The organism is Campylobacter sp. 2352 PW, from assembly GCF_024723575.1.
GTDB lineage: Bacteria > Campylobacterota > Campylobacteria > Campylobacterales > Campylobacteraceae > Campylobacter_D.
Window position 1 is genome coordinate 34,768 of sequence record NZ_JANQCX010000007.1, and the last position, 11,647, is coordinate 46,414.

The following is an 11,647-nucleotide window of genomic DNA, read 5'->3' on the forward strand; positions in this document are numbered from 1 at the left end:
ATGTTGGTAGATAGTTATGGAAGAGTGATTGATTATTTAAGAATTTCAGTAACACAAAGATGTAATTTTCGTTGCCTTTATTGTATGCCAAAAACTCCATTTGAATGGAGTGCTAAGGAAAATCTTTTATCATTTGAAGAACTTTTTATGTTTGTTAAAGTTTGCATTGATGAAGGAGTTAAGAAAATTCGTATTACAGGTGGTGAGCCTTTAGTAAGAAAAGATTTGCATAAATTTATTACTATGATTAGTGAGTATAAGCAGGATATAGACTTAGCACTTACTACTAATGCTTCTTTATTAAAACAACAAGCAAAGGATTTAAGACAGGCAGGTTTAAAAAGAATTAATATCTCTTTAGATACCTTAAAAGAAGAAGTGGCTTTTAAGTTAGCCCAAAAAAATATACTTAAAGATGTGTTAAATGGTATTAATGAGGCCTTAGAATTAGGCTTTAATATTAAATTTAACACCGTAGCTCTTAAAGGGATTAATGATAGTGAATTTATCGATCTTTTAGAATTTGCCAAAGCACGCAAAAGCCAAATTCGCTTTATAGAATTTATGGAAAATTATCATGCTTATGGAGATTTAAAAGGCTTAAAATCAGCAGAAATTTTAAATATTATTGCTCAAAAATATTCTTTTAAACAAGGACAAAAAAGTCCAAATGCACCTGCGACTATTTATGAGCTTGAAGATGGGTATGAGTTTGGCATTATTGATCCACATAGCCATGATTTTTGTGATAGTTGTAACCGTATAAGACTTTCAGCTGAGGGTCTTTTGATACCTTGTTTGTACTATGATGAGGCTTTAAGCATTAAAAAAGCTATACGCAATAAAGACATAACAGGTGCTTGTGAGGTTTTAAAAACCGTGATAAAAAATAAATCAGAAAAAAATAGATGGGCTGAAAATGAGGCTAATCAAAGTTCTACAAGAGCCTTTTATCAAACAGGTGGATAATGGAAGTTGTTGAAACTTTTTTAAGCTTGCAAGGTGAGGGAAAATATAGTGGAAATTTAGCTGTATTTGTAAGGTTTGCTGGGTGTAATTTTAACTGTATAGGCTTTGGAGTAAAAAAAGAAAAAGATTCTAAAATACTTTTGGGTTGTGATACTATAAGATCTGTTTTTACCAAAGAATTTAAAACTTGTTATAAAACATATACTTCAGTAAAGCTTTTTGATGAGGTTTTAAAACTAGCAAATTCACACAAAGCTATGGTTGTTATTACAGGTGGTGAGCCTTTATTAAATTATCAAAATAAAGATTTTTTGTGTTTTATTAATTTGCTTTTAGAAAATGACTTTAAAGTGCATTTTGAAACCAATGCAAGTATTGAAATTGATTTTGAAAAATATCCTTTGTATAAAAAATGTTATTTTGCTTTAGGAGTAAAGCTTAGCAATAGTGGTGTAAAAAAAGAAAAAAGGATTAATGAAAAAGCATTGAAAGCTTTTAAATATTATGCTAAAGATAGTTTTTATAAATTTGTTTTAGATAAGGATTTTTTACAAGAAAGTAAAGCCTTAGGCGAAATTAATGAAATTTTACAAATTTGTGAAAATGAGGTATTTTGTATGCCTATGGGGTCAAGTGAAGAAGAAATTTCTAAAAATGCCTTAAGTATTGCTGAATTTTGTATAAAAAATGGATATAATTACTCCGATAGATTGCATATTAGAATTTGGGGAGATAAAGAAGGCGTATGATTATTAGAAAAATGTTTGAATTTGAAAATGCTCATATTGTTAGATTTTGTAGCTCCAAGCGATGTAAAACAAGCATACATGGACACTCTTATAAGGTAGAAATTTTACTTGAGAGTAAATACCTTGACAATGCGGGAATGGTATATGATTTTGGTTTGTTAAAAGATGAGATAAAACAAATTATTGATAGTTTTGACCATGCTATTACGCTTTTTAAAGATGATGATAAAGTTTATTTAGAAGATATGAAAAAACACTCACAGAGATGGGTAAGTTTACCTATGAATGTAAGTGCAGAAAATTTTGTACGCATATTTTTTGTACTGATAGATACTTTGCTTTTAAAGACTAAGATGGTCAATGGCGAGCAAGGTGTTAGCTTAAAAAGTATTATTGTGCATGAAACAAGAACAGGCTATGCACAAGGTTTTAGAGAAGATGCTTATAGTGAGTTTTTACCAAAGATAAATTTGGCAGATATTGAATTTTCACAATCTATAAGCGATGAATGGAAAGATAAAGATTTTTTTAAAAAACTTCAAGATGCAAATTTTGTTTTTATTAATCAAAAGGAGGTGTAATGAAAAAGATTTTATTGATTGTGCCATTATTGTTTTTTATTGCTTGCTCAAGTCAAGAAGATACAAGCGTAAAAAAAGAGGTGCAGACTGAGCAAGTTCAAATTGAGCAAAGTGATTCTAATGTGATTATAGATGATGATACGCTTCCTATACCTGTAGATGATGATATCAAAGATGAAAATAACACACAAGGACAGTGATGGATCAAAGTTATGAGTTTTTTTTAGCATTACATGTATATAGTTTATACGCAAATGGCTTTTTAATGTTATTTTATTTGTATTTAACTCAAAGTAGTTTTTCGCAAGAGTTTATTTTTATAAAAAGAATTCGCCTATTTTTGCCAATTTATTATTTATTTTTAGCAATTACACTTTTTACAGGAAGTTTGCTTTGGGCTTTAAAGCATTTTGAGCTAAATTTATACATGCTTTCTATGTGGTTTTGTTGGATTTTTATCTTTGCCTTGGCTATTTATCAATTTGTTTTATTTAAAAAAGCAAGATTGTTCAAACGTTATGCTAAATTTAGATTTTTAAGCTTTTTTATTTTGTGTTTAGGAATATTTTTACTTTTTGTGCCTTATTTGCTTCAAAGGTTTTATTTTTAATGCGATTTTTGTATCACCCACAAAGCGGTGCTTTAAATTTAGAGTTAGAAAATGAAGCTTTCTTGCATTTAAAAGCTAGAAGAATTAAAGTAGGCGATAAAATCATATTAAAAAATTTAAAAGATTTTTTTGCTTATACTTATGAATGCATAGAGTTTTCTAGACGCTCATGTGCATTAAATTTACTTGATAAAAAAGAAGAAAAACAAGAATTAAAAACGCATTTACACCTAGCTTTAGCGGTGATTGATCCAAAGATTATAGAAAAAACCTTACCTTTTTTAAATGAACTTGGAGTAGCTAAGCTTTCTTTTGTGTATATGGATTATTCACAAAAGAATTTTAAATTAGATTTTAAAAGAATGGAAAAGATTCTTATAGAATCATCCCAGCAATGCGGTCGCGCCTCTTTAATGGAGCTTGAAAGCTTTGATGATTTTAAAAAATTTCAGCAAGCTTATGAAAATATTGTTTTAATAGACTTTGAAGGTGAAGATTTGATGAGATTTGAACCTAGTAAACATGTATTTTTAATTGGAGCTGAAGGTGGATTTTCGCAAAAAGAAAGAGAGGAGAATGTAAAAAAAGCAAAATTACAGGCTGGTTTTATACTTAAAGCGCAAACAGCTTTAATAGGGGTTGCTTCAAAATTCATAATTTAAAAACATGCTTAAATTTAGCTATTTTTTATATAAAAATTTATATAATTACGCCTTAATGTTTTGAAAAAGGATAAACAATGAAAAAAGAAATTCACCCAGAATATGTAGAATGCAAAGTTAGTTGTGCTTGTGGAAATTCTTTTACTACTAAGTCAAATAAACCAGAAATTAAAGTTGATATTTGCTCAAGTTGTCATCCATTTTTTACAGGTAGTGAAAAAATCGTAGATGCTGCGGGTCGTGTAGAGAAATTTAAGAAAAAATACGCAATGCAATAATGTTATATTTTATTCCTACGCCCATAGGAAATTTAAACGATATTTCTTTTCATTCTTTAGAAATTTTACAAAAATGCAAACTCTTTTTATGCGAAGATACGAGAGTTTGCAAATCCTTAGTTCATCTCCTTAATGAAAAATTTAATTTAGAAATAAAACCTGATAAATATTTAGCCTTACATACTCATAATGAAAAAGATTTTTTAGCAAAAATAGATGATGATTTTTTTAAACAAGATGTTGCATATTTGAGTGATGCGGGTATGCCAGGTATTAGTGATCCGGGGCAATTTTTAATTGAATATGCCATTAAAAATAATATTGATTATGAAGTCTTGGCAGGGTCAAATGCTGCTTTACTTGCATTAGTTTCAAGTGCATTTTGTAAAAAAGAATTTATTTTTATGGGTTTTTTGGCTAATAAAAATCCTCAAAGACAAAAAGATATTGAAAATTTAATGCTTAATCCTTATCCTAGTATAGTCTATGAAGCACCTACTAGGATACTTAATTTAGTAGAAGAAATTAGTAAAATTGATCCTTTAAGAGAAATTTTTATCATAAAAGAAGCAACAAAGAAATTTGAAGCCAAATTTAGAGCAAATGCCTTAGAAGCTTTAGAAAAATTAAAAACAATGGACTTGCGTGGTGAATGGTGTGTAGTCGTAAGTGCTAAAGAAAAGCAATTTCACCAAAATACCTTGTGTGAGCAAGATATTTATGAACTTGATTTGCCTTTAAAAACAAAGGCAAAGCTTCTTTCAAAAATCAATGCAAAATCTCCAAAAGAAAATTATCAAAAACTGCTTTTAAGTTGAATTTGGTTATTATTTAAAAATGATAGTTTATGGTAAGCAAGTGTTTTTTTATATCTTAGAAAAGCACAAAGAAAAAATTAAAGAAATTTATTTAGCAAAAGAATGTGAAAAAGCTGATTTTTCAAAAATAGCAAAGGCATCAAAAAAAATTAAAAAACTTGATTTTAAGGCCGCGCAAAGTTTAGCAAGAGGTGGAAATCATCAAGGTTTTTTAATGGAAATTGATGAGTTTGAATTTAGCTCTTTTGAGGGTTTAAAAGAAAAAGATTTTATAGTTATTTTATATAATATTAGCGATGTTGGAAATATAGGCGCTATCGTGCGTAGTGCTTATGCTTTGGGTGCTGATGGGATTATTTTGGTAGCTAAAAGCGTGGCTATGGATGGAGTTATTCGTGCAAGTAGTGGCGCGGCTTTAGATATGAAAATAGTTTTAAATGATGATATTTTAAGCATGATAAATGAATTAAAACAAAAAGGTTTTTATATCTATGCTAGCGCAAGCGGAGGTAGTGATATACATACTATCAAGGCCAAAAATAAAAAAGTTTTGATTATGGGAAGTGAGGGTTTTGGTATAGCACCAAAGGTGCTTAAAAAATGCGATGAATGTGTAGGGATAAAAATGCACAATGATTTTGATAGTTTAAATGTTAGTGCAGCATTTGCAATACTTTGCGATAGGATGAAAAATGGATAGTTGGAAAAAATTAGAAGATTTAAATTTATTAGAAGTTCAAAAAAGAACACAAATAGAAATAACTTGTCTTGAATATATTATTAAAAAAGATTTTAAGTCTTTATCTCGTTTTAATATAAATGGTTTTATCAAAATTTTACAAAGAGAATATGAGCTTGATTTTTCTAGCTTTTTAGAAGAATATCATGCCTATTTAGAAGAAAATGGTATTGAGAAAAAAAATCATGTGCATATTGCTCCTAGAATGAACTCATATACCAAAGAAAGCTCAAGTGTATGGTATATTGTAATTATAGTAGTAGTGCTTTTGATAGTGGCTTTAGCTTGGGGTGTTTCAAGATTTTTCCAAAGTTCCACACTAGATGAAAATACTACTAATGTGCTAAATCAAGAACAAATTATCTTAGAAGAAAAAGTTGATGAGAATGAAACTCCGGTTCTTAATTTTTTTGCTGATGAAACCACAGAAAATAATGAAACAAACACAAGTGCTATTTTAGAACCAATAGATGAGAGTAATAATACTATAGAAGAAACATTAGAGGGTAATACTAGTTTAAATATGTCCGAAGAAAATATGGTTTTGCTTAAAGAAAGTATTATAAAACCAAGTGCAGAACTTTGGCTTGGTATGGTGGATTTAAAAACTTTTAGAAAAAGTTCTTTGACTATTAAAAATGATTATATTTTATCTTTAGATAAAGATATGCTTATTACTACAGGTCATGCTGCTTTTAGTTTAAATGATGAGAATAATAATACTTTAGAGTTTAAAAATGGCGTGTCTAAGTTTTTAATGATTAAAGATGGTAAAATCAAACAAATTACAAAAGCTGAGTTTATAAAAGAAAATAGAGGAAAATTATGGTAAGGATTTTAATATTTTCCATTTTTTTTGCTCTTAATGCTTTTGCGCTAAGTGCTTTAGAAGTTGCTAAGCATATTGTTAATGATAATTCTAAAGATGCACAATTGGAACTTTTGTTTGCAAGAAATGATTATAAAGATGAGCGCGGAAACGTAGATATTTACACTATTTCTCAAATTTTAAAAACCAATTCTTTGGCAAATTTTATATTAAATGAGCCAAAAACTTTAACTTTTAGTTTTAAAGCCCAAGCTGATTCTGTTTTGTTTTTTAAAACAATCAATGATACTTTAAATGAACTAGGTTATATTTATTTTATACCAACTGAATTAACTTTAAGGGAAAACTATATCACATATAAGTTAGCCGTAGATTCTCAGTATATGCTTGATCCAGGAGTTTTTTATAAGGCTTTGTTGGGTAGTTCTGTTTTTATTAAAGATATTTATAAAATTTCAGAGTTAAATTATGAATATGAGCTAGATTTTTCAAAAGCAAAACCTAAAGTCAATACTCAAATTCCATTAAATACTATTACTCAATTAAACAAACCTTTAAGAGAATATATTATTGATTTGCAAGGTGCAAAAAGTATGGAGCTTAGTGCGCACAATCTTGATTCTTGGTTTTGCAAAATTCAATTTTTAGATAAAAACTTGAATTTTATACAAGGTGTAGAAAATACACATAAGCAAAATGAAGTAAATGTAAATATACCATTGGGCGCAAAATATGCTATTATAGGAGATATGTTTAGCCTTGATAATATAAAAAGGGGTTTAAAAATTTACTTAAGACGCTAAAAAGGACGGACGATGTTTGAAGAAATTCATTTTAATACCATAGAAAGACTTCCAAATTATGTTTTTGCTGAAGTTAATGCGATTAAAATGGCAGCAAGAAGAGCAGGAGAGGATATAATAGATTTTTCTATGGGAAATCCTGATGGCAAAACTCCTCAACATATTATAGACAAGCTTTGCGAAAGTGCAAATAAAGACAAAACTTCAGGGTATTCTGCTTCGAGTGGAATTTATAAACTAAGACTTGCAATTTGTAATTGGTATAAAAGAAAATATGATGTTGATTTAGATCCTGAAAGTGAAGTAGTTGCAACGATGGGCTCTAAAGAAGGCTTTGTAAATTTAGCAAGAGCTGTTATTAACCCAGGAGATGTAGCTATTGTGCCTACGCCTGCTTATCCTATACATACTCAAGCTTTTATCATAGCAGGTGGTAATGTAGCAACTATGAATTTTGATTTTAATGAAAATTATGAATTAAACGAAAATACTTTTTTTGAAAATTTACAAAAAACACTGCATGAAAGTATTCCGCGTCCAAAATATGTAGTGGTAAATTTTCCGCATAATCCTACAACAGTTACAGTGGAAAAAAGTTTTTATGAGAGATTGGTTGCTATGGCAAAAAAAGAAAGATTTTATATTATTTCTGATATTGCTTATGCGGACTTAACTTTTGGCTCTTATAAAACTCCTTCGATTTTTGAAGTTGAAGGTGCTAAAGATGTAGCAGTAGAAACCTATACACTTTCAAAATCTTACAACATGGCAGGTTGGCGTGTAGGTTTTGTGGTAGGTAATAAACGCTTAATTGCGGCTTTGAAAAAGATCAAATCTTGGTTTGATTATGGTATGTATACGCCTATACAAGTTGCTGCTACTGTAGCTTTAGATGGAGATCAAACTTGTGTTGAAGAGATTAAGGCAACTTATGCAAAAAGATTGGAAGTCTTACTGGAATCATTTTACCAAGCAGGATGGGAATTAAAAAAGCCTAATGCAAGTATGTTTGTTTGGGCAAAACCCCCTCAAAGCAAGGCCCATCTTGGTAGTATGGAATTTTCTAAGCAGCTTTTACAAAAAGCAAATGTAGCAGTAAGTCCTGGAGTTGGCTTTGGTGAAGCGGGTAATGAGTATGTTAGAATAGCTTTAATAGAAAATGAAAACCGTATTCGTCAAGCAGCAAGAAATATCAAAAAATACTTAAGAGAATAAAATGAAAATAGCGATTTTAGGCTATGGCACGGTAGGAAGTGCTGTTGTAGAAACTTTGTTAAAAAATCAAGATTTAATTAAAGCAAGATGTGATGAAGAAATTATTCCGGTAATTGCTTTAGCAAGAAGTGCAAAGCCAAATGCATTGATTCCTGTGGTTAATGATATTGATGAGGTTTTAGAGCGTGAAGATATTGATGTATTTGTGGAGTTAATGGGTGGTATTGATTTACCCTTTGAGATAATTTCAAAAATTTTAAAAAGAAAAAAATCAGTAGTAACTGCTAATAAAGCTTTACTTGCTTATCATCGTTATGAGCTTGAAAAATTAGCACAAGATACAGCTTTTGGTTATGAGGCAAGTGTAGCGGGTGGAATTCCTATTATTAAAATTTTAAAAGAGGGTTTGAGTGCCAATAATATCGTTTCTATCAAAGGCATTTTAAATGGCACAAGTAATTATATTTTAAGCAAGATGGCAGAAGATAATGCCAAATTTCAAGAGGTATTAAAAAAAGCCCAAGATTTAGGATATGCTGAAGCTGATCCTACTTTTGATATAGAAGGATTTGATGCTGCGCACAAGCTTTTAATTTTAGCAAATATTGCTTATGGACTAAGAGTAAAACCTGAGGATATCTTGATTGAGGGTATTAGTAAGGTAAGCGATGAGGATATTTATTTTGCAAAGGAATTTGAGTACACCATAAAACATTTAGGTATTGCTAAAATAAAAGATGAAAAAATAGAATTAAGGGTTCATCCTGTTATGTTAAATAAAGATAAAATGTTAGCAAAAGTTGATGGGGTGATGAATGCTATCAGTATAGATGGGGATATTTTGGGCGAAAGTTTATACTATGGTCCAGGAGCAGGTGGTAAGGCAACTGCAAGTGCTGTTGTAGCAGATTTAATCGATATAGCAAGAAAAGAAAAAAATAGTGCTATTTTTGGATATTTAAATGATACTTCTTATAAGCTTTTAAATAAGGATGAAATTTATACAAGATACTATCTAAGATTAAAAGTATTAGATAAAATAGGTGTTTTATCAAAAATTACGCAATTAATGAGTGAACATCAAATTTCAATCGATACTTTTTTGCAAAAGCCAAAAAAAGAAAAGCAAGATTGTAGTACTTTATTTTTTATTACTCATCAAACTTATGAAAAAAATATACAAATTTTAACTCAAAAACTTAAAGAACAAGAATTTGTTAAAGATGATGTTTTTATGATGAGAATAGAAGATTAAATGGCTTTATCACAGTATCTTTTTGGTATAAAAGGTGAAGATATAGCATGTGAATATCTTAAAAATAAAGATTTTGAAATTTTAGAAAGAAATTTTCATTCTAAATTTGGAGAAATTGATATTATTGCTAAAAAAGATAAAATTTTACATTTTATTGAAGTTAAAAGTACACAAGGAAATTATGAAGTAGCCTATAGACTAGATGGTAAAAAATATAACAAAATTATTAAAACCATAGAGTATTACTTTATGAAACACAAAAGTAATGAAAATTTTCAATTAGATTTACTTTGCGTGCATAAAGATGATATAAAACTTTTAGAAAACATTAGTTATTAAGAGAATGTTTATTTTAATCTAATAAAATCTTAAAAAATTAAAGGAGATAACATGGGAAAATATATTGATTTAACTGCAGAAAATTTTGCACAAGCAAAAGAAGGCGTAGCTTTAGTAGATTTTTGGGCTCCATGGTGCGGACCTTGTAGAATGCTTGCACCGGTAATTGATGAGCTTGCAAATGATTTTGATGGCAAGGCTAAAATTTGCAAAGTAAATACAGAAGAGCAAGGTGATTTAGCTGCGCAATTTGGTGTAAGATCTATTCCAACTATCTTTTTCTTTAAAGATGGTGAAGTGGTTGATCAATTGGTTGGCGCTCAATCAAAACAAGTTTTAGCAGATAAACTAAACTCACTTTTATAATCTCAAGCCACTTTTAGTGGCTTTTCTTCATATTTTTTACTATTTAATAATTTTTATTATTTATAATTAAAGAAAAATTTGTATAATATCTCTGAAATAAATCACAAGGAAAATAATGATGTTAGATTTAGCTATTATAGGCGGTGGCCCTGCTGGTTTAAGTGCGGGATTATATGCTACTAGAGGCGGATTAAAAAATGTTGTAATGTTTGAAAAAGGTACACCAGGTGGGCAAATAACTTCAAGTTCAGAAATTGAAAATTATCCTGGAGTTGCACAAGTTTTAGATGGAATTTCTTTTATGGCTCCATGGAATGAACAATGTATGCGTTTTGGTTTAAAACATGAAATGATAGGTGTAGAACAAATTAGCAAAAATACTGATGGTAGTTTTAATATCAAATTAGAAAATGGTAAAGTCGAACAAGCAAAGGCTGTTATTGTTTGTACAGGTTCTACTCCACGTCGTGCAGGTTTTAAAGGCGAGGATGAATTTTTTGGCAAAGGTGTAAGTACTTGTGCAACTTGCGATGGATTTTTTTATAAAAATAAAGAAGTAGCTGTTTTGGGTGGAGGAGATACAGCCTTAGAAGAGGCATTGTATCTAGCTAATATTTGCTCAAAAGTATATTTAATCCATAGAAGAGATGAGTTTAGAGCAGCGCCTTCAACGGTAGAAAAAGTAAGAAATAATGATAAAATAGAATTAATCACAAATGCAGTGGTTGATGAGGTTTGTGGTGATAATATGGGTGTTAATAAGGTAAAAATAGCATTTAATGATGGCTCTAAAAGAGATCTTGATGTGCCTGGAATTTTTACCTTTGTTGGATTGAATGTGAGAAATGAAATCTTAAAACAAGAAAATGGTGAGTTTTTATGTGCTATGGAAGAAGGTGGTCAAGTGAGTGTTGATCTTAAAATGCAAACTAATATAGCAGGGTTGTTTGCAGCAGGTGATTTAAGAAAAGATGCTCCAAAACAAGTAATATGTGCAGCAGGTGATGGAGCAGTAGCAGCACTTAGTGCTTTAGCATATATTGAAAATTTGCATTAATCTTCACATAAATTTCACAAAAATTAATTAAGATTCTCCTATAAAAAATCAAGGAGAATCTAAAATGAAAAAAATACTAATTCTAAGTACAACTTTAGCGCTAATGGCTAGTGCAAATATTACACAACAAAATACTAATTCATATCAACAAAATATGCCTCATATGCCTCAGCATAATCCTTATGCGCAAAATTATTATGGGCTTTCTAAACCTATTATGGATAAAATTCAAAGTTCTTTTCCTGGAGCTTTTATTGTAGATGTGGATTGGGAAGAATTTGGTTATGAAATTAAACTAAGTAATAATATGGAAATGTTTTTTGATAGAAATGGAAATTTTTTAGGGCAAAAATGGGATGATTAATTAAAAGCGTTAT

General features: G+C 29.6%; 17 protein-coding genes. All 17 read left to right on the plus strand.

Annotated features, from left to right (window positions below):
• The 17 genes from moaA (at nucleotide 1) to CAMP5121_RS05245 (ending at nucleotide 11,634) form a co-directional block, all read left to right on the plus strand.
• Nucleotides 1–969, plus strand: a complete 969-nt coding sequence (gene moaA, locus CAMP5121_RS05165) for a GTP 3',8-cyclase MoaA (protein ID WP_337214974.1) — start codon at nucleotides 1–3, stop codon at nucleotides 967–969.
• Entirely contained in the window at nucleotides 969–1,718 is a 750-nt protein-coding gene (locus tag CAMP5121_RS05170; protein WP_337214975.1) for a 7-carboxy-7-deazaguanine synthase QueE, read from the plus strand. The genes moaA and CAMP5121_RS05170 overlap by 1 nt, the downstream gene beginning before the upstream one ends.
• Nucleotides 1,715–2,299, plus strand: coding sequence for a 6-pyruvoyl trahydropterin synthase family protein (locus CAMP5121_RS05175; protein ID WP_337214976.1), 585 nt, complete (start codon nucleotides 1,715–1,717; stop codon nucleotides 2,297–2,299). The genes CAMP5121_RS05170 and CAMP5121_RS05175 overlap by 4 nt, the downstream gene beginning before the upstream one ends.
• A complete protein-coding gene (locus CAMP5121_RS05180) occupies nucleotides 2,299–2,499 on the plus strand; it encodes a hypothetical protein (protein ID WP_039668882.1) in 201 nt (66 codons plus the stop codon). Before CAMP5121_RS05175 ends, CAMP5121_RS05180 begins: the two co-directional genes overlap by 1 nt.
• On the plus strand, nucleotides 2,499–2,909 hold the full coding sequence (locus tag CAMP5121_RS05185) for a hypothetical protein (RefSeq protein ID WP_263679516.1): 411 nt from the start codon (nucleotides 2,499–2,501) through the stop codon (nucleotides 2,907–2,909). Before CAMP5121_RS05180 ends, CAMP5121_RS05185 begins: the two co-directional genes overlap by 1 nt.
• A complete protein-coding gene (locus CAMP5121_RS05190) occupies nucleotides 2,909–3,571 on the plus strand; it encodes a 16S rRNA (uracil(1498)-N(3))-methyltransferase (protein WP_337206015.1) in 663 nt (220 codons plus the stop codon). Before CAMP5121_RS05185 ends, CAMP5121_RS05190 begins: the two co-directional genes overlap by 1 nt.
• Nucleotides 3,572–3,648: 77 nt before the next feature.
• The gene (gene rpmE / locus CAMP5121_RS05195) at nucleotides 3,649–3,849 is read left to right on the plus strand and encodes a 50S ribosomal protein L31 (RefSeq protein ID WP_012662118.1); all 201 of its coding nucleotides are present in this window, start codon (nucleotides 3,649–3,651) and stop codon (nucleotides 3,847–3,849) included.
• A complete protein-coding gene (rsmI, locus tag CAMP5121_RS05200; protein WP_263679514.1) occupies nucleotides 3,849–4,667 on the plus strand; it encodes a 16S rRNA (cytidine(1402)-2'-O)-methyltransferase in 819 nt (272 codons plus the stop codon). Before rpmE ends, rsmI begins: the two co-directional genes overlap by 1 nt.
• A gap of 19 nt (nucleotides 4,668–4,686) precedes the next feature.
• Nucleotides 4,687–5,367: a 23S rRNA (guanosine(2251)-2'-O)-methyltransferase RlmB gene (rlmB, locus tag CAMP5121_RS05205; RefSeq protein ID WP_263727631.1), complete on the plus strand. Its 681-nt coding sequence runs from the start codon at nucleotides 4,687–4,689 to the stop codon at nucleotides 5,365–5,367.
• Nucleotides 5,360–6,238, plus strand: a complete 879-nt coding sequence (locus CAMP5121_RS05210; protein ID WP_263727632.1) for a hypothetical protein — start codon at nucleotides 5,360–5,362, stop codon at nucleotides 6,236–6,238. Before rlmB ends, CAMP5121_RS05210 begins: the two co-directional genes overlap by 8 nt.
• Nucleotides 6,232–7,038 (plus strand): hypothetical protein, encoded by an 807-nt coding sequence (locus CAMP5121_RS05215; protein WP_263663884.1) that lies wholly within the window; start codon nucleotides 6,232–6,234, stop codon nucleotides 7,036–7,038. The genes CAMP5121_RS05210 and CAMP5121_RS05215 overlap by 7 nt, the downstream gene beginning before the upstream one ends.
• Before the next feature lie 12 nt (nucleotides 7,039–7,050).
• A complete protein-coding gene (locus CAMP5121_RS05220; RefSeq protein ID WP_337214977.1) occupies nucleotides 7,051–8,253 on the plus strand; it encodes an LL-diaminopimelate aminotransferase in 1,203 nt (400 codons plus the stop codon).
• Between the two features lies 1 nt (nucleotide 8,254).
• The gene (locus CAMP5121_RS05225; RefSeq protein WP_263725171.1) at nucleotides 8,255–9,508 is read left to right on the plus strand and encodes a homoserine dehydrogenase; all 1,254 of its coding nucleotides are present in this window, start codon (nucleotides 8,255–8,257) and stop codon (nucleotides 9,506–9,508) included.
• On the plus strand, nucleotides 9,509–9,847 hold the full coding sequence (locus CAMP5121_RS05230) for a YraN family protein (RefSeq protein WP_263702305.1): 339 nt from the start codon (nucleotides 9,509–9,511) through the stop codon (nucleotides 9,845–9,847).
• A 51-nt stretch (nucleotides 9,848–9,898) separates the two neighbouring features.
• The gene (gene trxA, locus CAMP5121_RS05235; RefSeq protein WP_012662110.1) at nucleotides 9,899–10,213 is read left to right on the plus strand and encodes a thioredoxin; all 315 of its coding nucleotides are present in this window, start codon (nucleotides 9,899–9,901) and stop codon (nucleotides 10,211–10,213) included.
• Nucleotides 10,214–10,331: 118 nt separating this feature from the next.
• Entirely contained in the window at nucleotides 10,332–11,270 is a 939-nt protein-coding gene (gene trxB / locus CAMP5121_RS05240) for a thioredoxin-disulfide reductase (RefSeq protein WP_149062791.1), read from the plus strand.
• 64 nt (nucleotides 11,271–11,334) lie between these two features.
• Nucleotides 11,335–11,634: a PepSY-like domain-containing protein gene (locus tag CAMP5121_RS05245; protein WP_070255351.1), complete on the plus strand. Its 300-nt coding sequence runs from the start codon at nucleotides 11,335–11,337 to the stop codon at nucleotides 11,632–11,634.
• Nucleotides 11,635–11,647 lie beyond the last annotated feature (13 nt).

Bases quoted from the DNA above. Each gene is read 5' to 3' on its own strand.
- CAMP5121_RS05245 (WP_070255351.1), top strand. From the start codon at position 11,335: ATGAAAAAAATACTAATTCTAAGTACAACTTTAGCGCTAATGGCTAGT.
- CAMP5121_RS05215 (WP_263663884.1), top strand. From the start codon at position 6,232: ATGGTAAGGATTTTAATATTTTCCATTTTTTTTGCTCTTAATGCTTTT.
- CAMP5121_RS05175 (WP_337214976.1), top strand. From the start codon at position 1,715: ATGATTATTAGAAAAATGTTTGAATTTGAAAATGCTCATATTGTTAGA.
- trxA (WP_012662110.1), top strand. From the start codon at position 9,899: ATGGGAAAATATATTGATTTAACTGCAGAAAATTTTGCACAAGCAAAA.
- rpmE (WP_012662118.1), top strand. From the start codon at position 3,649: ATGAAAAAAGAAATTCACCCAGAATATGTAGAATGCAAAGTTAGTTGT.
- rlmB (WP_263727631.1), top strand. From the start codon at position 4,687: ATGATAGTTTATGGTAAGCAAGTGTTTTTTTATATCTTAGAAAAGCAC.
- CAMP5121_RS05225 (WP_263725171.1), top strand. From the start codon at position 8,255: ATGAAAATAGCGATTTTAGGCTATGGCACGGTAGGAAGTGCTGTTGTA.
- rsmI (WP_263679514.1), top strand. From the start codon at position 3,849: ATGTTATATTTTATTCCTACGCCCATAGGAAATTTAAACGATATTTCT.
- trxB (WP_149062791.1), top strand. From the start codon at position 10,332: ATGTTAGATTTAGCTATTATAGGCGGTGGCCCTGCTGGTTTAAGTGCG.
- CAMP5121_RS05180 (WP_039668882.1), top strand. From the start codon at position 2,299: ATGAAAAAGATTTTATTGATTGTGCCATTATTGTTTTTTATTGCTTGC.
- CAMP5121_RS05210 (WP_263727632.1), top strand. From the start codon at position 5,360: ATGGATAGTTGGAAAAAATTAGAAGATTTAAATTTATTAGAAGTTCAA.
- CAMP5121_RS05170 (WP_337214975.1), top strand. From the start codon at position 969: ATGGAAGTTGTTGAAACTTTTTTAAGCTTGCAAGGTGAGGGAAAATAT.
- moaA (WP_337214974.1), top strand. From the start codon at position 1: ATGTTGGTAGATAGTTATGGAAGAGTGATTGATTATTTAAGAATTTCA.
- CAMP5121_RS05230 (WP_263702305.1), top strand. From the start codon at position 9,509: ATGGCTTTATCACAGTATCTTTTTGGTATAAAAGGTGAAGATATAGCA.
- CAMP5121_RS05190 (WP_337206015.1), top strand. From the start codon at position 2,909: ATGCGATTTTTGTATCACCCACAAAGCGGTGCTTTAAATTTAGAGTTA.
- CAMP5121_RS05220 (WP_337214977.1), top strand. From the start codon at position 7,051: ATGTTTGAAGAAATTCATTTTAATACCATAGAAAGACTTCCAAATTAT.
- CAMP5121_RS05185 (WP_263679516.1), top strand. From the start codon at position 2,499: ATGGATCAAAGTTATGAGTTTTTTTTAGCATTACATGTATATAGTTTA.